We start from the raw sequence: 21594 nt of genomic DNA on the forward strand, positions 1-21594 counted from the left end.
GAGCCCATCGCCATGACCGACAACACCAAGGAACCGCAGCCCGGCGCTGCCACCCCCGGGGCCCGTGCCCCGGCCGACCTGCAGGCCCTGCTGGGCGGCGAGAAGCCGCGCCGCTGGTACCGGCGCACCGCGCTGTGGCTGGGCGTGGCGGCCCTGGCGCTGGCAGGCGGCGGCATCTACGCCTGGCAGCTGCAAAAGCAGGCCAGCGCCGCGCCGGTCTACGTGACCGAAGAGGTGAAGACGGGTGACCTCACGCTCTCGGTATCGGCCAATGGCACGCTGCAGCCCACGCGGCTGGTGACCATCGGCAGCGAGCTCTCGGGCACGGTGCGCCAGGTGATGGTGGACGTGAACGAGAAGGTCAAGAAAGGCCAGGTGCTGGTGGAACTCGACACTGCCAAGCTCGATGCGCAGGTGCTGCGCTCGCGCGCTTCGCTGGCGTCCGCGCAGGCGCGGCAGGCACAGGCCGCGGCCACCACCAAGGAGGCGCTGGCGGGCCTCGGGCGGCTGGAAGAGGTCGCCCGCCTGTCGGGTGGCAAGGTGCCTTCGGCGGCTGAACTGGACACCGGCCGCGCCACGCTGGACCGGGCCCGCGCCGACGAGGCCAGCGCCCGTGCCAGCGTGGACGATGCGCGTGCGGCGCTGTCCACCGACGAGACCAGCCTGTCCAAGGCCTCCATCCGCTCGCCCATCGATGGCGTGGTGCTCACCCGAACGGTGGAGCCCGGCAACGCCGTGGCCGCATCGCTGCAGGCCGTGACCCTGTTCACCGTGGCCGAGGACCTCACGCGCCTGCGCCTGGACGTGAGCGTGGACGAGGCCGACGTGGGCTCGCTGCAGGTCGGGCAGAAGGCCAGCTTCACGGTCAGCGCCTTCCCCTCGCGGCGCTATCCGGCCGCGGTCACGCGCGTGTCCTTCGGCTCCACCAAGACCGACAACGTGGTCACCTACGTCACCTGGCTGGAGGTGGACAACCGCGACATGAGCCTGCGCCCCGGCATGACGGCGGCCTCCACCATCACCTCCACCGAGCGCAAGGACGTGCTGCTGGTGCCCAACACCGCGCTGCGCTTCACGCCGGCGCAGGCGGGAGCGCCCGCTGGCGGCCCGGGTGCGGGCGCTGGCAAGCCCCAGGCGGGGCAGCAGGGCGGCGGCATCATGGGGCAGCTCATGCCGCGCATGCCGCGCCCAGGTGGCCAGGGTGGGCGCCGCCCCGCAGGCGGCGGTGCGCCGGGCGAGGACGCCGCATCGAAGATGAAGCAGGTCTGGGTGCTCAAGGACGGCGCGCCGCAGGCCCTGAAGGTGCGCGTGGGCATCAGCGACGGCCGCATGACCGAGGTGACGGGCGAGGGCATCGCCCCCGGCATGGCGGTGATCACCGACCAGCGCAGCAACGGGGCCGCGCGATGACGGCCACCCACCGCATGGACAGCACGGGCGACGACACGGCGCTGATCCGCCTGCGCGGCGTCACCAAGGTCTATGGTGAAGGCGCGCTCGCCTTCCAGGCGCTCAAGGGCGTGGACCTGGACATCGCCCAGGGCGACTTCGTGGCCATCATGGGCCCCAGTGGTTCGGGCAAGTCCACGGCCATGAACACCCTCGGGTGCCTGGACCGGCCCACCACGGGCGACTACCTGTTCAAGGGCGTGCATGTGGAGGCGCTGCAGCGCGACGAGCGCGCGCGGCTGCGCCGGCGCTACTTCGGCTTCGTCTTCCAGGGCTTCAACCTGCTGGCGCGCACCTCGGCGCAGGAGAACGTCGAGCTGCCGCTGCTGTACCGTGGCGAGCCCGCCGCGGCGCGCCATGCGGCGGCTGCGAAGGCGCTGGCCGCCGTGGGCCTCAAGGGCTGGGAGCACCACACGCCGGCCGAGCTCTCGGGCGGGCAGCAGCAGCGCGTGGCGATCGCGCGCGCCATCGTCACCGAGCCGGCCGTGCTGCTGGCCGACGAGCCCACCGGCAACCTCGACACCCAGCGCAGCCACGAGATCATGCAGCTGCTGTGGCGCCTGAACGTGGACCTGGGCATCACCGTGCTCATGGTCACGCACGAGGGCGACATGGCCGAGTACGCACGGCGCATCGTGCGCTTCGTCGATGGCGTGGTGGGCAGCGACGAGCCGAATCCGCACCCACGCGGCCTGGCCGCTCACGGTGCGCTGCTGCCGGCGGAGGTGCACTGATGTTCCTCAGTTCCATCCTGCTGGCGCTGCGCTCCATCCGGCGCAACCTCATGCGCTCGTTCCTGACCATCCTGGGCATCGTGATCGGCGTGAGCGCGGTGATCACCATGGTCACGCTGGGCAATGGCGCCACGGTGTCCATTCAGAACCAGATCTCGGGCCTGGGCACCAACCTGCTGCAGGTGCGCCCGGGGCAGCGCATGGGCCCGGGCGGCGGCACTGGTGCCGCGGCCTTCAAGGACACCGACGCCGATGCCATCGCCCAGCAGATCGGCGGCATCCTGGCCGTGGCGCCCGAATCGCGCGCGGCCGCCACCGTGGTGGCCGGCGGGCGCAACTGGTCCACCAGCATCATCGGCAGCACCAACGCCTGGCTGCAGACGGGCAACTGGACGCTGCGCATCGGCCGCGCATTCAGCGACGACGAACTGCGCGCCGGTGCCGCCGTCTGCGTGATCGGCGAGACCGTGCGGCGCGAGCTCTACGGCACGCGCGACGCCGTGGGCGAGCAGCTGCGCGTGAAGGCCTTCTCGTGCGAGGTGGTGGGCGTGCTGGCCTCCAAGGGGCAGGGCGCCTTCGGCAACGACCAGGACGACACCGTGCTGGTGCCGCTGCGCACCCTGCAGCGCCGCGTGACGGGCAACACCCGCGTGAACACCCTGCTGGTGTCGATGAAGGACGGCAGCGAACCCGAGCGCGTGAAGGCCAGCCTGACCCAGCTGCTGCGCGAGCTGCGCAAGCTCTCCGACACCGACGAGGACAACTTCAACGTGCTCGACACCAAGCAGCTGGGCGAGGCGCTGTCGGGCACCACCAAGGTCATGACCACGCTGCTCGGGGCGGTGGCGGCCGTGAGCCTGCTGGTGGGCGGCATCGGCATCATGAACATCATGCTGGTCAGCGTGACCGAGCGCACCCGCGAGATCGGGCTGCGCCTGGCCATCGGCGCGCTCGAGCGCGAGGTGCTGCTGCAGTTCCTGGTCGAGGCGGTGGTGCTGGCCGCGCTGGGAGGGCTCATCGGCATCGTGCTGGCCACGGCCGCGTCGCTGGGGCTGTCGGTGCTGATGGGCGTGCCCTACCTGTTCAACCCGGGTGTGAACCTGCTGTCCTTCGTGTTCTCGGCCGGCATCGGCGTGGTGTTCGGCTACTTCCCCGCGCGCCGGGCCGCGCGCATGGACCCCATCGACGCCCTGCGCCACGAGTGAGGCGCCTCCCCGGTGCCCAGGCACCGGGGCAGGGCGGGGGCTTGCCAGGGGCCCGCCCCAAATTGGTGACATGCTGCACCGCAGCGAGGCGCCCAGGGGACAAAGCCCGACCACGTGGCGACGAACCCCCTTCAAAAGCCGGGCACGCTTATTGCTGAACACTGGCTGTCCGCCGGTAAAGCTGCCTGCGCACTGATAAACAACCCCTCCGCTAATGATGGCGGAACACCCGGGCAAGCCGCAGCGTCGCAGCGGGCTGCCTGGTAGTTCCAACCCACGCCCGTGGTTCCGCGGAGGGTGCGTTGTGCCGCAAGGCACGGCACATCCTGCACCCCTTGATGCGGTTCCCCGGGTTCTTGCAGGATGAGCAAGCATGAAAATCGTTCTCATTGGCCACGGCATGGTCGGCCACAAGTTCCTCGAAAGCCTGGCCGAGACCGGCATGACCGGCGTCGAAGTCACCGTGCTGTGCGAGGAGCCGCGCCCCGCCTACGACCGGGTGCACCTGTCGGCCTTCTTCAGCGGTACTTCGGCCGACGAGCTCTCCCTGGTCGAGCCCGGCTTCTTCGAGCGCACCGGCTACACGCTGCGCCTGGCGGCGCGGGCCGCATCGGTGGACCGCCGCATCCGCACCGTGACCACGGTGGACGGCGAGGTGCTCCACTACGACAAGCTGGTGCTGGCCACCGGCTCCAACCCCTTCGTGCCCCAGGTGCCGGGGCGCGACCGCGACCACTGCTTCGTCTACCGCACCATCGAAGACCTGGAGGCCATGCAGGCCTCGGGCGCCAAATCCAAGACCGGCGTGGTCGTGGGTGGCGGCCTGCTGGGCCTGGAATGCGCCAAGGCCCTGAGCGACATGGGTCTTGAAACCCACGTGGTCGAGTTCGCCCCCCGGCTCATGGCCGTGCAGGTGGACGAGGGCGGCGGGCGCGTGCTGCGCGCCAAGATCGAGGAACTGGGCGTGCAGGTGCACACCGGCCGCAACACCCAGGAGATCACCGATGGCGCCCGCGCGCGCCACCGCATGGTGTTTGCCGACGGCACCTACCTGGAAACCGACATGATCGTGTTCTCCGCCGGCATCCGCCCGCGCGACGAACTGGCGCGCCAGAGCCTGCTGGCCATCGGCCCGCGCGGTGGCGTGGCCATCGACAGTGCCTGCCGCACCAGCGACCACGATGTCTACGCCATCGGCGAATGCGCCTCGTGGAACGAGCAGACCTTCGGCCTGGTGGCCCCCGGCTACGACATGGCGCGCGTGGCGGCCCGCCACATCGCGGGCGAGACCGACGCGGCCTTCGTCGGTGCCGACATGAGCACCAAGCTCAAGCTCATGGGCGTGGACGTGGCCAGCATCGGCGACGCGCATGCGAAAACGCCGCACAGCCGCACCTGCCAGTACGTGGACGAGCGCCGCCAGGTCTACAAGAAGATCGTCATCAGCGAAGACGGCAAGCAGCTGCTGGGCGCCGTGCTGATCGGCGACGCCACCGAGTACGGCACGCTGCTGCAGATGGCCCTGAACGGCATCACGCTGCCCGAGGACCCCGAGTTCCTGATCTTCCCGTCCAGCGACGGCAAGGCCAAGCCCGGCCTGGGCGTGGACGCCCTGCCCGACACGGCACAGATCTGCTCGTGCAACAACGTCACCAAGGCCGGCATCTGCGAGGCCGTGGGCAACGGTGCCTGCACCATCGCCGAGATGAAGGCCTGCACCAAGGCCGGTGCCACCTGCGGCGGCTGCGTGCCCCTGGTCACCCAGGTCATGAAGGCCGAGATGGCGCGCCGCGGCATGGCCGTGAACAACCACATCTGCGAGCACTTCGCGTACTCGCGCCAGGAGATCTACCACCTGGTGCGCGTGGGCAACATCAGGAGCTTTGGCGAACTGCTGGCCCAGCATGGCAAGGGCATGGGCTGCGACATCTGCAAGCCCGTGGCGGCCAGCGTGTTCGCCTCGTGCTGGAACGAGTTCGTGCTCAAGAAGGAGCTGGCCGGCCTGCAGGACAGCAATGACTACTACCTGGGCAACATCCAGAAGGACGGCACCTACTCGGTGGTGCCGCGCATGCCCGGTGGCGAGGTCACGCCCGACGGCCTGATCGCCGTGGGCCAGGTGGCCAAGAAGTACGGCCTGTACACCAAGGTCACCGGCGGTGCGCGGGTGGACATGTTCGGTGCGCGCCTGGAGCAGCTGCCCCTGATCTGGGAGGAGCTGATCACCGCCGGGTTCGAGTCCGGCCATGCCTACGGCAAGTCCCTGCGCACGGTCAAGAGCTGCGTGGGCTCGACCTGGTGCCGCTATGGCGTGGGCGACAGCGTGGGCCTGGCCGTGGAGCTGGAGAACCGCTACAAGGGCCTGCGTGCCCCGCACAAGATCAAGTTCGGCGTCTCGGGCTGCACGCGCGAATGCGCCGAGGCGCAGGGCAAGGACATCGGCGTCATCGCCACCGAAAAGGGCTGGAACCTCTACATCTGCGGCAACGGCGGCATGAAGCCGCGCCACGCCGAGCTGTTCGCCTCCGACCTGTCCAAGGAAGACCTGGTGCGCATGATCGACCGGGTGCTGATGTTCTACGTGCGCACGGCCGACCGGCTGCAGCGCACCAGCACCTGGCGCGAGAACCTGGAGGGTGGCCTCGACTACCTCAAGGATGTCTTGCAAAAGGACAGCCTGGGCCTGTGCGCCGAGCTCGAATCGCAGATGCAGCACGTGGTGGCCACCTACCAGTGCGAGTGGAAGACCGCCGTGACCGATCCCGAGACGCGCAAGCGCTTCCGCTCGTTCGTGAACAGCGACAAGGCCGACGAGAACGTGCTCTTCGTCGAGGAACGCGGCCAGATCCGCCCCGCACGCGCAGAGGAACGTGGCCAGACCCCTGCGAAAGTGATCCCTATCCGCCAGGCCGCCTGACATGAAGCACCCCCTGAGTCGCTTCGCGCCTTCACCCCTCTCTCGACTCGCTACGCGAGTCGGGAGGGGGACGCCCCCAGCGCGGCGGGGCGGCCCTTGCGCGGGGGCACTGGTGTCGGCTGCGCCAGTTGCTCGCGCTGCGGGCAACTTGTAGCGCAATGAATCAATAACGGAGAACTCCCATGAGCGCACTTCCCATGAACAGCAGCACCGACCCCCTTGCCTGGACCGACATCTGCGCGGTCGACGACATCCTGCCCAGCACCGGCGTCTGCGCCCTGGTGGCCGACCGCCATGTGGCCGTGTTCCGCACCGGCAGCGACCAGTTCTTCGCCATCGACAACGTGGACCCCAAGTCGGGCGCCAGCGTGCTCTCGCGCGGGCTGATCGGCAACCTGGGCGAGCGCGTCGTGGTCGCCTCGCCGCTGTACAAGAACCATTTCGACCTGCGCACCGGCGAATGCCTGGAGGCGCCCGAGCATTCGGTGCAGGCGCACGGTGTGCGCGCCGAGGGCGGGCGCATCAGCGTGGCCGTCGCCTGAATGCCCTGGGCGGTGTCCGGCGGGGTTAGCATCTGCGTATCCTGAATCCCGGAGTCACCGCATGCCCGATCTGGCCGCCGCGCCCCTGTCCGTTTCCAGCCTCGTGCTGCGCTCGCGCCAGCTCGAGATCGATGCGGTGCGCCACCTTGCCAGCCGGGCCGCGCTGGTCGACGTGGTCGGGCAACTGATCGAGGGGCTGCAGCGCGAGCGCGGCGCTTCGGGCGTCTACCTGGCCTCCAAGGCCCAGCGTTTTGCCGACCTGCGGGGTCGCATCGTGCAGGAGGTCGTGGCGCTGGAGGCCCAGCTGCGCGGAGAATTCGCCCAGCATGTCGAGCCTGCGCAGGGCGCCACAGCCAAGGCCCTGTCGCTGATGGCCTGGGCGCTGCTGGGCCTCGATGCGCTACCCGCCTTGCGCAGCCAGATCGACAAGCAGGCGATGACCGCCCACGATTCGATTGCCGCGTTCAGCCACCTGATCGCCGGGCTGGTCGAGCTGGTCTTCCACGTGGCCGATGCGGCCGGGCTGCCCAGCGTCTCGCGCCAGCTCGTGGCCCTGGTGCACCTGGTACAGGCGCAGGAAGAGGCGGGGCAGGAGCGGGCCATGGGCGCGCTGCTGTTCGCCTCGGGCCAGGGCAGCGACGCCCACCAGCAGCGCGTGCTGCACCTGATCGATGCCCAGGAGCGCAGCCTGCGCGCCTTTGCCGAGTTTGCCGATGTGGCGCTGCGCACCCGCTGGGAGCAGCAGCAACTGGCCCCCGGCATGGCCCAGCTGGAGCGGCTGCGGCGCACGCTGTGCGTGGTGCGGCCGGGTGCGGCGCTGGACAGCAACCTCAGCGACGCCTGGTTCGATGTGTGCACCGAGCGCATCACGGCCCTGTGGCAGTTGCAGGTGGACCTGGTGCAGCGCCTGCGCGAGGACTGCGCCGCGCACATCGTGCAGGCCCAGCAGGACCTGCAGGACTCCAAGGGCCTGTTGCGCGGCCTGCGCGACAACCCGCCGCAGCGCACGCACGCGGTGGACCGCTTCTTCGACATCGCCATCGCGCCGACGGCGGTGGAGCAGTCGGCAGCGGGAGCGCAGGGGGCCGAATCGGCATCGCTGCTGGAGCTGCTGCAGGCCCAGTCGGCGCGCATGGCCAGCATGGAAGCCGAGCTCGAAGCGGCGCGCCGCACGCTCAACGAGCGCAAGGTGATCGAGCGCGCCAAGGGCGTGCTGATGGCCCGCCTGGGCATGAACGAGGAAGTCGCCTTCCGCGTGCTGCAAAAGACCTCGATGGACCAGAACCGCCGCCTGCTCGATGTGGCCGAGGCCACGCTGTCCCTGCCGGACCTGGCTTTCGCCCACCCCGACCGCAAGGGCGACAAATCCAGCTGATCCATGGTGGTGCTTGACTGCACCGCCGTGAAGCCATTCCTGCTCCGCAGGCGCCGCGCATGCACGGAATGCGGGACGCAAGCCACCCTGAACGGCCCCAATGAGGGTACGGAAATTGCATGGAGTGCATTGGATGGCGGGCTAACGGCGGCCTGCCATCCACCGCCTGCGGTTCACCCGCAGGTCCAGGAATCGCGCATCCGAGGATAACGGCGTCCATTGCGTTCCCCATCTGCATGGGGGCGCAGCGGACGCCGTTTTCTTTTCCTCCTTTTCTTGCGCGCTTCCCTGGGTGGACCCCTGGGGCGCATGTCAGTCTTCCCGTCCCAAAGGAATTTCAATGGCCTACCTCGCCCCCGCCGAGTTCGTGACCAAGATGGTCGATTCCGGTGAATCCAAGCTCCTGATGTCCACCCGCGACACGCTGATCCGCTCCTTCATGGCCGGTGCCATGCTGGCACTGGGCGCCGCCTTCGCCGTCACCGTCACGGTGAACACCGGCAACGCGCTGCTGGGCGCGCTGCTCTTTCCGGGCTGCTTCATCCTGCTGTACCTGCTGGGGTATGACCTGCTGACCGGTGTCTTCACCCTGGCCCCGCTGGCCGTGCTCGACAAGCGTCCTGGTGCCACCTGGGGTGGCGTCTTTCGCAACTGGACGCTGGTGTTCTGCGGCAACTTCGCCGGTGCCTTCATGGTGGCGGTGTTCATGGCCATCATCTTCACCTTCGGGTTCAGCGAGGCGCCCAACGCCGTCGGCGTAAAGATCGGCCACATCGGAGAGGGCCGCACGGTGGGTTACTCCGCACACGGCGCCGCTGGCATGCTGACCCTGTTCGTCCGCGGCGTGATGTGCAACTGGATGGTGTCCACCGGCGTGGTGGCGGCCATGATGTCCACATCGGTGTCGGGCAAGGCCATCGGCATGTGGATTCCCATCGCCCTGTTCTTCTACATGGGTTTCGAGCACAGCATCGTCAACATGTTCCTGTTCCCTTCGGGCCTGCTGCTGGGTGGCAACTTCACGGTCATGGACTACCTGGTCTGGAATGAAATCCCCACCGTGATCGGCAACCTGGTGGGCGGCCTGACCTTCGTCGGCGCGATGCTGTACTCCACGCACTACAAGACCGCCCCCAAGCGCAAGATCGCCTAAAGACGAGGCTGAACGGGTCCCTCACGCGCCGCGCACCCTGCTTTGGGCGGTCTCGGCGCAAGCAAATGCTCGCCATAGCACGGGCTATGGCTGCGCTTTGCGCCTAGCATCCCATCCCAAATCAGGGCACGCGCCATCGTGAAGACCCATTCATCCTCGCCTTCCTGCCTGCCTCCCTATGAGCGACAGCAATAGCTTGAACGTCACGCTCGGCCAGCATTCCGAGGCCGGTCACAAGGGGGTCAACCAGGACTTCCACGGCGCCATGCTGCCCGTGGGGCCGCAGCGCGGCACCAAGGGCATCGTGGTGGCGCTGGCCGACGGCATAGGCTCCAGCGCGGTGAGCCAGGAGGCCAGCGCGGCAGCGGTGCGTGGCTTCCTGGACGACTACTACGCCACCTCCGAGGCCTGGTCGGTGCGCCGCTCGGCCCAGCGCGTGCTGGGCGCCACCAATGCCTGGCTGCACGCGCAGACCATGCGCAGCCATGCGCGCTTCGATAAGGACCGCGGCTACGTCACCACCTTCAGCGCCTTGATCCTCAAGGGCCGCGAGGTGCACCTGCTGCACGTGGGCGATGCGCGCATCTACCGCGTGCACGCCACGGCCCTGGAGCAACTTACCGAGGACCACCGTGTGCACCTGTCCTCGGTCGAGTCCTTCCTGGGCCGGGCCCTGGGCATGGGCCCGAATGTGGAGATCGACTACCGCAGCCTGCCGGCCGAGGTGGGCGATGTCTACCTGCTGGCCACCGACGGGGCGTACACGCACCTGGATGTGGCGGCCGTGCAGGCTGCCATCGCGCACGCTGCGGGCGACCTGGACGTGGCCGCGCGGGCGCTGGTGGCCGCTGCCCGGGCGCGCGGCGCCACCGATGACCTGACACTGCAGTTGCTGCGCATCGATGCGCTGCCCGAGAACCGGGCCCTGGCCAGCCTGCCGGCTGCGCGCGAGGGGCTGGCCTTGCCGCCGCCGCTGGCGCCGCGCATGCAGTTCGAGGGCTACACCATCGTGCGTGAGCTGCATGCGAGTTCGCGCAGCCACGTGCACCTGGCCGTGGACGACGCCACGGGCCAGCAGGTGGCGCTCAAGACCCCGTCGGTGGAGCTGGCCGCCGAGAAGGACTACCTGGACCGCTTTGTGCTCGAGGAATGGGTGGCGCGGCGCATCCACAGCCCGCATGTGCTGCGCGCCGCGGGCGGCGAGCGGCCGCGCCAGCATGTCTATGTGGCCATGGAATTCGTGGAAGGCCAGACCCTGGGCCAATGGATGACCGACCACCCCCAGCCCGGCCTGGACGCCGTGCGCAGCCTGGTCGCACAGATCGGCAAGGGGCTGCAGGCCTTCCATGCGCGCGAAATGCTGCACCAGGACCTCCGACCCGAGAACCTGCTGGTCGACCGCGGCGGCACGGTGAAGCTCATCGATTTCGGGTCGGTGCACGTGGCGGGCCTTGCCGAGGGGACGGGCGCTGCGCGCGCGGATGCCATTGCCGGCACGCTGCAGTACACCGCGCCCGAGTACTTCGTGGGCGGCGAGGGCGATGCCCGGGCGGATTTGTTCTCGCTGGCGGTGCTGACGTACCAGATGCTCACCGGCCAACTGCCTTACGGCCTGCAGGTGGTGCGCCTGCGTTCACCGGCGGAGCTCAAGCAGCTGCGCTATGTGCCCGTGCGCCACCTGCGGCCCGAATTGCCGGCCTGGCTCGATGGGGTGCTGCACAAGGCCCTGCAGCCGCAGCCGCTCAAACGCCAGGAGGCGGTCTCGGAATTCCTGCACGACCTGGAGGCGCCGGGTGCACAATTCCAGCGTCTGCGTGCGCCACCGCTGGTGGAGCGCAATCCGGTGCTGTTCTGGCAGGCCGTGTCGTGCCTGCTGGGGCTGGCGGTGTTGGTGCTGTTGGGAATGCGCGCGTACGGAAATTGAAGGAACCCTTGCGGTTCGGCGCGTGAGATAAGCGGGGGCAAAGCCCTGATGGGATAAGGCCTTTGCCGGACTGGGGCAAAAGGGAGGGGCAAAGTGCACGCACGGGTGGAGCGCGGCCGCCAGGCCGCGCTCCACTGCGCCGTGTATCGACTTATTGGATGCTCAGCGTGGTGGCCTTGCTGACGGGCTCCACGCGCACCAGGGTGAGCGTGAGCACGCCGTTTTCGAGCTTGGCGCTGCTGGCCGCGGCATCGATGTCGGTGGCCAGCTCCCAGGCGCGCTGCACCTGGCGGGGAGCGCCTTCCACGCTGGACAGGCGCACCACATTGTCTTCGATGGCGAGCTGCAGCTGCTCACGGGCGAGGCCGGGCACATCCAGCTGCAAGGTGGTGGCCTTGTCGTCCTGCGTGACGGTCACGCCGGCAGAGCGGGCAGGGGCAGCATTGGCAAAGCTGCCGAGCAGAAAGCGCTGCAGCGCCAGGTCGGCAGAGCGGGGTGCGTTGAAGGCGGAACGGCGGGCGACGGGGGCGAAGATCATGAAAAGGACTCCTATACACTGCGCGGCTCTCGACGTGGTCGCCGCATGGACAGAACTTGTGTACGGCCGCGCGGGTTTTCAAGGGGAAAAAGAGCATGAATAAATTGCGGTTCGCGGGCTTGAAATCAGGCGCTGCGGCATTACGTCATTCCGTTTTGGCCGTCGCTGCCACACTGGCCTGCACGCTGGCACCGGCCTCCAGCAGCTGGGCGCAGGGCACAGCACCCGCTGCTGCCGCAGCACCCGCCAAGCCCGTGAAGATGGCGCTGATCGAGAGCCTCTCGGGCGCCTTTGCCAACACCGGCGAGGCCGTCTACCGCAACATCTACTGGGCCATGGAGCGCGTCAACGCGCGCGGTGGCGTGGCCCTGCCGGCCAGCGCCGGCGGCCCGCGCCTGCTGGCGCTGGAGCGCTATGACAGCAAGGGCCAGAACGAAGAGGCCCTGTCGGCCCTGCGCGCGGCCATCGACGATGGTGCGCAGGTCGTGCTGCAGGGCAATTCCTCGGCCACTGCCGCGGTGCTGATCGAGGCCATCAACAAGCACAACGAGCGCGAGCCGAACAAGCGCGTGATCTTCCTCAACTACTCGGCGGTGGACCCCATCCTCACCAACGAGAAGTGCAGCTTCTGGCACTTCCGTTTCGACGCCCATGCCGACATGCGCATGGCCGCACTCATGGAGGTGATGCGCGACGACAAGGCCTTGAAGAGCGTCTACCTGATCGGCCAGGACTACAGCTTTGGCCAGGCCGTGCTGCGCGAGGCCAAGAAGCAACTGTCGACCCAGCGCCCCGACGTGGCCGTGGTCGGCGAAGAGCTGCACCCCGTGGGCCGCGTGAAGGATTTTGCGCCCTACGCCGTGAAGATCAAGACCAGCGGCGCGCAGGCCGTGGTCACCGGCAACTGGGGCAACGATCTCACGCTGTTGGTCAAGGCCGCGCGCGAGGTGGGCTACGAAGGCAGCTTCTACACCTTCTACGGCAATGCGCTGGGCGCGCCCGCGGCCATCGGCGATGCCGGCATCGGCAAGGTGGTGGCCGTGGCCGACTGGCTGCCCAATGTGCCGGGCGCGCAGAGCGAGGCCTTCTACCAGTCCTTCCGTGAGCGCTTTCCCAAGCCCCAGGACGACTACGTGCACATGCGCATGCAGCTCATGGTGGAGGCGCTGGCCCAGTCCATCGAGCGCGCGGGCAGCACCGATCCGGTGGCCGTGGCGCGCCAGATGGAAAAGGCCAGCGTGCAGCTCTCGGGCCAGGGCGGCAGCATGCGCGCGGCGGACCACCAGTTCCAGCAGGCGCTGGTGGTGGGCGTGATGGACAAGAAGGGGGCCACGGGCGTCAAGTTCGACGTCGAGGGCTCGGGCTATGGTTTCCGCGTGGTGCGCCAGATCGCCCCTGCAAAGGCGCAACAACCCCATACCTGCACCATGCAGCGCCCCTGAAGGAGGCGCTGGCGGCGTGGTGATCCACGCCGCGCGGGCAAAGGGTGGGGGCGCCTTTTGTCCGCATATCGATATGACAAGTTAGCGCAACGCGCGCCGGCCCGGGGCCACAGAATTTGCAGCATTGCTCACCCATGCGCGAATCGCCCCCACCGTGTCCTATGCCCTGTCCCTGCTCGACAAGAGCCCCGTTCCTGAAGGCGCCACCGCGGCCCAGGCGCTGCAGCGCACCGTAGCGCTGGCGCAGCGCGCCGAGCAACTGGGCTACCGGCGTTTCTGGGTGGCCGAGCACCATGGCAACCCGGGCCTGGCCAGCTCGGCACCCGAGGTGCTGGTTGCGCACCTGCTGGCGCGCACCACGCGCATCCGCGTGGGTTCGGGCGGCGTCATGCTGCAGCACTACAGCCCCTTCAAGGTGGCCGAGGCCTTCAAGTTGCTGGCCGCGCTGGCCCCGGGCCGTGTGGACCTGGGCGTGGGCAAGGCGCCCGGCGGTCTGCCCCTGTCCACCCGTGCGCTGCAGGCTGCACGCGACCCGGCACGCAAGGCCGACTTCGCGGCGCAACTGGCCGAGCTTGACGCCTTCGTCTCCAACACCCTTGCCGCCGACCACCCGCTGGCCGGTGCCGTGGCCCTGCCCGAGCCGCCGAGCCTGCCCGAGCGTTTTCTGCTCGGCGGCAGCCCCGAGAGTGCCGCGCTGGCCGCGCGCCATGGCTGGCAGTTCGTCTATGCCGGGCACTTCAATGGCGACCCGGTGAACATCGAGCGCTCGGTGCAGGTCTACCGCGAGGCCGCGGGCCGCGCGCCACTGCTCGCGCTCTATGCCCTGGTCGCAGACACGCAGGAGGAGGCCGAGCGCCTGGTGGGTGCGCTGCGCATCGTCAAGCTGCACCTGTCCACCGGCCAGAGCGTGAACCTGCCCAACGAGAAGGCCGCCGCCGAGTTCGCGCGCCAGGCCGGCGTGAGCGACTACCGCCTCGAAGAAACCCGCCCGCACGTGATCGCCGGCTCGCAGGCCTTCGTGCGCGATGCGCTCGATGCACTGGCCGAGCGCTACGGCATCGAGGAGTTCGTGGTCGACACGCCCGTCACCGGCTTTGCCGAGCGCCTCGCGTCGGTGGAGCTGCTCGCCGGCGCCCTGCAGACCGCCGAGGCCTGACCCCTGCCCCCAAGAAGGAAAAACACATGAGCAACCCGACCCCCATCCGCTTCGGCCTGATGCTGCACGGCGCAGGCGGCCACATGAATTCCTGGAAGCACCCCGCCGGCCCGGCCGATGCGAGCGTGAACCTGCAGTTCTACATCGACACCGCGCGCAAGGCCGAGGCCAACGGCATCGCCTTCGCCTTCGTGGCCGATGGCCTGTTCATCAACGAGAAGTCGATCCCGCATTTCCTCAACCGCTTCGAGCCCATCTCCATCCTTTCGGCGCTGGCCGTGGCCACGACGAAGATCGGCCTGGCGGGCACCATCTCCACCTCGTACAGCGACCCGTTCACGGTGGCGCGCCAGTTCGCCTCGCTGGACCTCATCAGCCAGGGCCGCGCGGGCTGGAACGTGGTGACCACGCCGCTCGAAGGCACGGCCAGCAACTACAGCCGCCAGCACCCCGACCACGCGCTGCGCTACGAGATCGCCGACGAGTACCTGGAGGTGACGCAAGGCCTGTGGGACAGCTGGGACGAGGACGCCGTGGTGCGCGACCGCGCCACCGGTCAGTTCTTCGACCCGGCCAAGCTGCACACGCTCAACCACAAGGGCCGCTTCTTCCAGGTGGCCGGTCCGCTGAACATCGGGCGCTCGGCCCAGGGCCAGCCGGTGATCTTCCAGGCCGGCTCGTCCGATGCGGGCGTGGGCCTGGCGGGCAAGTACGCCGACGCGGTGTTCACGCATTCGCCCAACCTCGAAGCCACGCGCGGCTTCCTGCGCCAGGTCAAGGCCAGCGCCGTGGCGCAGGGCCGCCAGGGCGACGACGTGAAGATCTTCCCGGGCATCGGCCCGGTGGTGGGCGCCACCCAGGAAGAAGCCGAGGCCAAGTACCAGGCCATCCGCGAACTGCTCACGGTGCAGGAAGCACTGGCCTACCTGGGCCGCTATTTCGACCACCACGACTTCACGCAGTACCCGCTGGACGAACCCTTCCCCGAGTTGGGCGAGATCGGGCGCAACAGCTTTCGCTCCACCACCGACCGCATCAAGGCCGATGCCAGGGAGCGCGGCCTTACGCTGCGCCAGGTGGCGCTGGAGGCGGCCACGCCACGCTCGCAGTTCGTGGGCACGGGCGAGCGGGTGGCCGACGAGATCATCCGCTGGGTGGACGAGGGCGCGGCCGACGGCTTCATCCTCGGTTTCCCGGTGCTGGCGCAGGGGCTCGAAGACTTCGTGACGCATGTCATCCCGGTGCTGGAGGCACGCGGCCGCTACGAGCGCACCTTGCCCGGCGCCACGCTGCGCGACCACCTGGGCCTGCCGCGCAAGGCCAGCCGGTATGCGGCTGCGCCAGAGCTGGGCGCTGCTGCCGACCGGAAGGTTGCCTGATGGGCGCCGCATTGCCTGTCGAAAGCTCCCAGGATGTGGCCCGGGTCGAGGAGGGCATTGCCGCCTTCATCGGCGAGTTCAAGGCCCTGCGCCAGGACCTGCACCGCCACCCGGAACTCTCGTTCCAGGAGCACCGCACGGCCGCCATCGTGGCCGAGCGCCTTGCGGCGTGGGGCTACGAGGTCACGACCGGCATCGCCGGCACGGGCGTGGTGGGGCGGCTCGTGCGCGGCAGTGGCAGAGGCAATGGCAGTGGCAATTCCCTGGGCATCCGCGCCGACATGGACGCGCTGCCCATCACCGAAGCCACGGGCCTGCCCTATGCGAGCGAAAACGCCGGCGTGATGCATGCCTGCGGGCACGATGGCCACACCACGGTGCTGCTCGCGACGGCGCGCTTCCTGGCCGAGTCGGGGCGCTTCGACGGCACGCTGAACCTGATCTTCCAGCCCGCCGAGGAGAACGGCGGTGGCGCCAACCGCATGATCGCCGAAGGGCTGTTCGAGCGCTTTCCCTGCGATGCGGTGTTCGGCCTGCACAACTGGCCTTGCGTGGGCGAAGGGCACTTCGGCTGCGTGACCGGGCCGGCCATGGCCTCGGTGGACCAGATCACCATCACCGTGCGCGGCAAGGGCGGCCATGGCGCCGCGCCGCACGAAACGGTGGACCCGGTGGTGGCCAGCGCCCACATCATCACGGCACTGCAGACGGTGGTGTCGCGCAACGTCGACCCGCTGGACATGGGCGTGGTCACCGTGGGCTCGATCCACGGCGGTGCCGCCCCGAATGTGATCCCCGAAAGCGTGGAACTCAAGCTCACGGCGCGGGCCTTCAAGCCCGAGGTGCGCGCCATCCTCAAGGAGCGCATTCCGGCCATCGCCCGGGCCCAGGCCGAGAGCTTCGGCGCCACGGCCGAGGTGCAGTACCGCCCGGGCTACCCGGCCGTGCTCAACCACGATGCCGAGACGGCCCTGGCGCGCAGCGTGGCCGTGGACACCTTTGGCGCCGCGCGCGTGGACGCCGGCTTTCGCCCGCGCACGGCCAGCGAGGACTTCGCCTTCATGCTGCTCAAGCGGCCTGGCAGCTATGTCTTCGTGGGCAATGGCGACGGCGCCTCGCTGCACAGCCCCTACTACGACTTCAACGACGCCATCCTCGCGCCCTCGGCCACCTACTGGGTGCGCCTGGCCGAGCGTTTCCTGGCGCCGGCCGCATGACTCCCCTTCTTCCTGTTGCCTTGATGGACGCGACAACACCATGAGCGAACGATTCGTCTACACCACCCCCCTGGACCCGCTGGCGCGCCCGCTGGTGGAAGAACTCAGCCACGAGTACGAAACCCGCTACAGCGACGTCTATGCGCTGGAGGGTGGCCCGCGCGAGATGGAGAAGTACCCGGCCGAGCTGTTCTCGCCACCCGAGGGCGGCAACTTCGTGCTGCTGCTGCGCGATGGGGTGGCCATTGGCGGCGGCGCGTTCAAGCGCCACCCGGACCCCGGTACGGCCGAGCTCAAGCGCGTCTGGGCGCACTCGGCCCTGCGCCGCCAGGGCCTGGCACGCCGTGTGGTCCAGGAACTCGAGGCCCAGGCGCTGCGCCAGGGTTACACGCGCATCTACCTGACCACGGGCTTTCGCCAGCCCGAAGCCGTGGCGCTGTACCTGGGCCAGGGCTATGCGGCTCTGTTCGACCCATCGGCGCCCGAGGGCACCTACCGCTCGCTGCCGTTCGAAAAAATCCTGGTGCAGGCGCCTGCGCTGGCACGCGCCGCCTGAGTTTTCCCTTCCATTCCCATACACCACGATGTCGACCACCACCACGCTCGATGCCCATGCGCTGCCCGCGGGCCCGGCGCACCATGCGGCACCCCCTGTTGCTGCGGCTGCGGCAGTCCCCGCCGCGCCCCCCGTGAAGGGTGACTACTCCCACTACAAGGTGGTGCCCGCACGCTACCGGGCGCGCACGGTGGGCACCGTGTTCGCCGCCGTGGTCATCGCGCTGGTGCTGTACTCGGTGCTCACCAACCCGCGCTGGGGCTGGGGCATTTTTGCCGAATGGTTCTTTGCCGAGCCGGTGCTGGTGGGCCTGGGCCGCACGCTGCTGCTCACGGCGCTGGGGGCGCTGTTCGGCTTCACGCTGGGCACGGCGCTGGCGCTGGCCCGGGTATCGCGCTCGCCGCTGCTGGCGGGCCTGTCGTGGACCTTTGTCTGGATCTTCCGCTCCATCCCGGTGATCGTGCTGCTGCTCATCATCAACAACCTGGGCTACCTCTACGAGTCGGTGAGCCTGGGCGTGCCGTTCACGGGCTGGACCTTCTTCTCGTACCCCACCACGCAGCTCATCAGCCCCTTCGTGGCGGCGTTGATCGGGCTCACGCTCAACCAGGCGGCCTTCGCCTCGGAGATCGTGCGCGGGGGCATCCTGTCGGTGGACCAGGGGCAGCTCGAGGCGGCCGCCGCGCTGGGCCTGCCGCGCCGGCGCCAGGCCTTTCGCATCGTGCTGCCGCAGGCCATGCGCTCCATCCTGCCCAGCGGCTTCAACGACATCATCGGCCTGGCCAAGGGCACGTCCAACGTCTATATCCTGGCGCTGCCCGAGCTGTTCTACACCATCCAGATCATCTACCGGCGCAACCTGGAGGTGATCCCGCTGCTGATGGTGGCCACCGTCTGGTACCTGGTGATCCTCACGGTGCTGTCGGTCATGCAGCACTACATCGAGCGGCATTTCGCCAAGGGCGCGCTGCGCAACCCGCCACCCTCGCTGTTCACGGCCATCGCGCGGCGCCTGGGTTTCGCTCCCAAGGCGGTGCTGCTGGAGGAGGCCCAGCCGGCCGTCGCGGCCGCGCCCCAGGCAGCACCCGCCGGCACCGTGCCGCGCTGGAGCGGCGGCCTCACGCGTGGTGGCGAGGTCACCATCCACGGCGTCTCCAAGCACTACGGGGCGCTGCAGGTGCTCAAGGACGTGACGCTCACCGTGCCGCCCGGCAGCGTGACGGTGGTGCTGGGCCAGTCGGGCTCGGGCAAGTCCACGCTGCTGCGCACCATCAACCACCTGGAGCGGGTGGACGGCGGTTTCATCGCCATCGACGGCGAGCTCATCGGCTACCGCCAGGATGCCGACACCCTGTACGAACTGGGCGAGAAGGACATCCTCGCGCGCCGCGTGGACGTGGGCATGGTGTTCCAGAACTTCAACCTGTTCCCCCACCTCACGGTGCTGGAGAACATCATCGAGGCACCCATCAGCGTGCGCCGCCTGCTGCGCCCCGAAGCCGAGGCCCTGGCGCAGGAGCTGCTGGCCCGCGTGGGCCTGTCCGACAAGGCACACAGCTACCCGCGCCAGCTCTCGGGCGGCCAGCAGCAGCGCGTGGCGATCGCGCGGGCGCTGGCCCTCCGGCCCAAGGTGCTGTTGTTCGACGAGCCCACCTCGGCGCTCGACCCCGAGCTGGTGGGCGAGGTGCTCGACGTGATCAAGGAACTGGCGCGCTCGGGCACCACGCTGGTCATCGTCACGCACGAGATCGGCTTTGCCCGCGAAGTGGCCGACACCGTGGTCTTCATGGAGCAGGGCCGGGTGCTGGAGACCGGCACGCCCGAGCAGGTGTTCAACCGCCCGGCGCACCCGCGCACCGCGGAGTTCCTGGCCAAGGTGCTCTAGCAGCCCGCCGCAGTTCTTTCCCTCCCTTGCACGCGCAGCGCCCGGCTGGGCGCCAGCGTGCCCGCATTGTCTTTTTTTCATGGCTTTTTTCAGGAACCATCCGATGAACTTCACCCGCCGCTCCACCTTCCTTGCCCTGGCGCTGGCCGCCGCGGCCATGGTCCCGCTGCAGACCACGGCCCAGGCCGTGGACCTGAGCCCTGAACAGCCCGGGCGCCCGCGCTCGGCCAAGGTCGACGAGGCGCTCAAGCTCGTGTCCAAGGACTTCAAGTTCGCCAAGGAGGGCGTGCTCACGGTGGGCACCACCACGGGGCGCCTGCCCTTCGGCGCCTACGCCACCGACAACAAGACCCCCGTGGGCAATGCGCCCGACGTGGCGCAGCTGGTGGCCGACAGCCTGGGGCGCAAGCTCGAGCTGGTGTCGGTGGCCTGGGCCGACTGGCCGCTGGGCCTGCAGTCGGGCAAGTTCGACGTGGTGATCTCCAACGTCACGGTGACCGAGGAGCGCAAGGAGAAATTCGACTTCTCCACCTACCGCAATGACCAGCTCGGCATCTACGTCAAGGCCGACAGCAAGATCGCCGCGATCAAGGAACCCAAGGACGTGGCGGGCCTGAAGATCATCGTCGGCGCGAGCACCAACCAGGAGCAGATCCTCCTGCGCTGGAACCAGCAGAACGTGGCCGCGGGCCTGAAACCCGTGGAGATCCAGTACTACGACGACGATGTGGTGCTGTACCTGGCCATCCTGTCGGGCCGCGCCGACGCCTACCTTGCGCCCAACGGCATCGCCGCGCACAACGCGCGCGATGGCCGCACCAAGCTGGTCGGTGCCTTCTCGGGCGGCTGGCCGCAGAACGCCGAGATCGCCGTGACCTCGCGCAAGGGCTCGGGCATTGCCGAGGCCATCACCGCTGCGCTCAATGCGCAGATCCAGAACGGCAACTACGCCAAGTCGCTGGAGCGCTGGAACCTGCAGTCCGAGGCCATCCAGGTCTCGCGCACCAACCCACCCGGCCTGCCCAAGAAGTGAGGCGCGCCATGACCATCCTCTCCTCACCATCCCTGCGGCGCTGGCTGGCCGCGGTGGCATTGGCTGCATTCGGCGGCGGCGCCCTGGCCCAGACCTTCGACTTCAGCCCCGAGCAAAAAGGCCGGCTGCGCACCGAGCGCAATGCCGCAGCCATTGCCGCCCTTCCCAAGGACTTCAAGTTCGTCAAGGACGGTGTGCTGACCGTGGCGATCGCGCCGTTCGCGCCCCCCATCTCCACCTATGCCACCGATGCCAAAACCGTGGTGGGTTTCGATCCCGACTACGCGCTGCTGATTGCCGATGCGCTGGGCCTCAAGCTGGAGCTGGTGCCCATCGCCTGGGCCGACTGGCCCCTGGGCCTGTCCTCGGGCAAGTACGACGCGGTGATCTCCAATGTGGGCGTGACCGAGCAGCGCAAGGAGAAGTTCGACTTCTCCACCTACCGCCTGGGGCTGCACGGCTTCTACGTGCGTGCCGACAGCAAGATCGCCGCCATCAAGGAACCCAAGGACGTGGCCGGCCTCAAGGTCATCACCGCGTCGGGCACCAACCAGGAGCGCATCCTGCTCGAATGGAACAGGAAGAACCAGGCGGCAGGCCTGAAGCCGGCGGAAATCCTGTACTTCGACGACGATGCGGCGCGCCTGCTGGGCGTGGTCTCGGGCCGTGCCGATGCCAACTTCAACCCCAACGCCCCCCAGGCCTACCACGCGGCCAAGGACGGCAAGATCAAGCTCGTGGGCACCGTGAACGCCGGCTGGCCGCTCAAGTCCGACGTGGGCATCACCACACGCAAGGGCAGCGGCCTGGCCGATGCGCTCACGCTCGCGGCCAATGGCCTGATCCAGGGGGGCCAGTACGGCAAGGCGCTGACGCGCTGGAGCCTGACGGAAGAGGCGCTGCCGCGGTCGGAGACGAATCCCCCGGGCTTGCCGAAATTTTGACCCCCTGAGTCGCTTCGCGCCTTCCCCCTGAAAGGGGGACGCCCCCAGTGCGGCGGGGCGGCCCTTGCACGGGGGCACTGGCTTCGGCCACGCCGGTTTCGTGGCCTGCGAGCGATGTGGTGTGCCGCTGAAACCGAGATCATCC

Annotated in this window: 17 protein-coding genes; 16 read left to right on the top strand and 1 reads right to left on the bottom strand. The window is 68.8% G+C overall.

Annotated elements, in window-relative coordinates:
• Positions 1-12: 12 nt before the first annotated feature.
• From PMI14_RS22200 to PMI14_RS22235, 8 genes are all read left to right on the top strand, one after another.
• A complete protein-coding gene (locus PMI14_RS22200; RefSeq protein ID WP_007857643.1) occupies positions 13-1410 on the top strand; it encodes an efflux RND transporter periplasmic adaptor subunit in 1398 nt (465 codons plus the stop codon).
• Positions 1407-2183: an ABC transporter ATP-binding protein gene (locus tag PMI14_RS22205; RefSeq protein WP_007857644.1), complete on the top strand. Its 777-nt coding sequence runs from the start codon at positions 1407-1409 to the stop codon at positions 2181-2183. The genes PMI14_RS22200 and PMI14_RS22205 overlap by 4 nt, the downstream gene beginning before the upstream one ends.
• Complete coding sequence (locus PMI14_RS22210; RefSeq protein ID WP_007857645.1) at positions 2183-3388, top strand: ABC transporter permease; 1206 nt, start codon at positions 2183-2185, stop codon at positions 3386-3388. Before PMI14_RS22205 ends, PMI14_RS22210 begins: the two co-directional genes overlap by 1 nt.
• Positions 3389-3761: 373 nt before the next feature.
• Positions 3762-6305, top strand: a complete 2544-nt coding sequence (nirB, locus tag PMI14_RS22215) for a nitrite reductase large subunit NirB (RefSeq protein ID WP_007857646.1) — start codon at positions 3762-3764, stop codon at positions 6303-6305.
• A gap of 182 nt (positions 6306-6487) precedes the next feature.
• The gene (gene nirD, locus PMI14_RS22220) at positions 6488-6847 is read left to right on the top strand and encodes a nitrite reductase small subunit NirD (RefSeq protein WP_007857647.1); all 360 of its coding nucleotides are present in this window, start codon (positions 6488-6490) and stop codon (positions 6845-6847) included.
• Positions 6848-6908: 61 nt separating this feature from the next.
• Complete coding sequence (locus tag PMI14_RS22225) at positions 6909-8222, top strand: nitrate regulatory protein (protein ID WP_007857648.1); 1314 nt, start codon at positions 6909-6911, stop codon at positions 8220-8222.
• Between the two features lie 340 nt (positions 8223-8562).
• The gene (locus PMI14_RS22230) at positions 8563-9375 is read left to right on the top strand and encodes a formate/nitrite transporter family protein (RefSeq protein WP_007857649.1); all 813 of its coding nucleotides are present in this window, start codon (positions 8563-8565) and stop codon (positions 9373-9375) included.
• A gap of 178 nt (positions 9376-9553) precedes the next feature.
• Positions 9554-11299 (top strand): bifunctional protein-serine/threonine kinase/phosphatase, encoded by a 1746-nt coding sequence (locus tag PMI14_RS22235; protein ID WP_007857650.1) that lies wholly within the window; start codon positions 9554-9556, stop codon positions 11297-11299.
• Between the two features lie 151 nt (positions 11300-11450).
• On the opposite strand, the gene PMI14_RS22240 is transcribed toward PMI14_RS22235, so the two are convergent.
• Positions 11451-11837 carry an Hsp20/alpha crystallin family protein gene (locus PMI14_RS22240; RefSeq protein ID WP_007857651.1) on the bottom strand — a complete coding sequence of 129 codons (387 nt, stop codon included), beginning with the start codon at positions 11835-11837 and terminating at the stop codon, positions 11451-11453.
• Between the two features lie 95 nt (positions 11838-11932).
• On the opposite strand from PMI14_RS22240, the gene PMI14_RS22245 reads away from it, so the two are divergent.
• The 8 genes from PMI14_RS22245 (at position 11933) to PMI14_RS22285 (ending at position 21449) form a co-directional block, all read left to right on the top strand.
• Positions 11933-13279 (top strand): branched-chain amino acid ABC transporter substrate-binding protein, encoded by a 1347-nt coding sequence (locus tag PMI14_RS22245; RefSeq protein ID WP_007857652.1) that lies wholly within the window; start codon positions 11933-11935, stop codon positions 13277-13279.
• Positions 13280-13433: 154 nt separating this feature from the next.
• On the top strand, positions 13434-14435 hold the full coding sequence (locus tag PMI14_RS22250) for an LLM class flavin-dependent oxidoreductase (protein ID WP_007857653.1): 1002 nt from the start codon (positions 13434-13436) through the stop codon (positions 14433-14435).
• Between the two features lie 26 nt (positions 14436-14461).
• Entirely contained in the window at positions 14462-15814 is a 1353-nt protein-coding gene (locus PMI14_RS22255) for an LLM class flavin-dependent oxidoreductase (protein ID WP_007857654.1), read from the top strand.
• The gene (locus PMI14_RS22260) at positions 15814-17031 is read left to right on the top strand and encodes a M20 aminoacylase family protein (RefSeq protein WP_007857655.1); all 1218 of its coding nucleotides are present in this window, start codon (positions 15814-15816) and stop codon (positions 17029-17031) included. The genes PMI14_RS22255 and PMI14_RS22260 overlap by 1 nt, the downstream gene beginning before the upstream one ends.
• A gap of 40 nt (positions 17032-17071) precedes the next feature.
• Entirely contained in the window at positions 17072-17587 is a 516-nt protein-coding gene (locus PMI14_RS22265; protein WP_007857656.1) for a GNAT family N-acetyltransferase, read from the top strand.
• A 28-nt stretch (positions 17588-17615) separates the two neighbouring features.
• Positions 17616-19472: an amino acid ABC transporter permease/ATP-binding protein gene (locus tag PMI14_RS35860; RefSeq protein ID WP_007857657.1), complete on the top strand. Its 1857-nt coding sequence runs from the start codon at positions 17616-17618 to the stop codon at positions 19470-19472.
• Positions 19473-19575: 103 nt separating this feature from the next.
• The gene (locus tag PMI14_RS22280) at positions 19576-20505 is read left to right on the top strand and encodes an ABC transporter substrate-binding protein (protein ID WP_007857658.1); all 930 of its coding nucleotides are present in this window, start codon (positions 19576-19578) and stop codon (positions 20503-20505) included.
• 8 nt (positions 20506-20513) lie between these two features.
• On the top strand, positions 20514-21449 hold the full coding sequence (locus PMI14_RS22285) for an ABC transporter substrate-binding protein (protein WP_007857659.1): 936 nt from the start codon (positions 20514-20516) through the stop codon (positions 21447-21449).
• Positions 21450-21594: the final 145 nt, after the last annotated feature.

Source organism: Acidovorax sp. CF316 (assembly GCF_000276605.1).
In the GTDB taxonomy this organism is placed as follows: domain Bacteria; phylum Pseudomonadota; class Gammaproteobacteria; order Burkholderiales; family Burkholderiaceae_C; genus Acidovorax.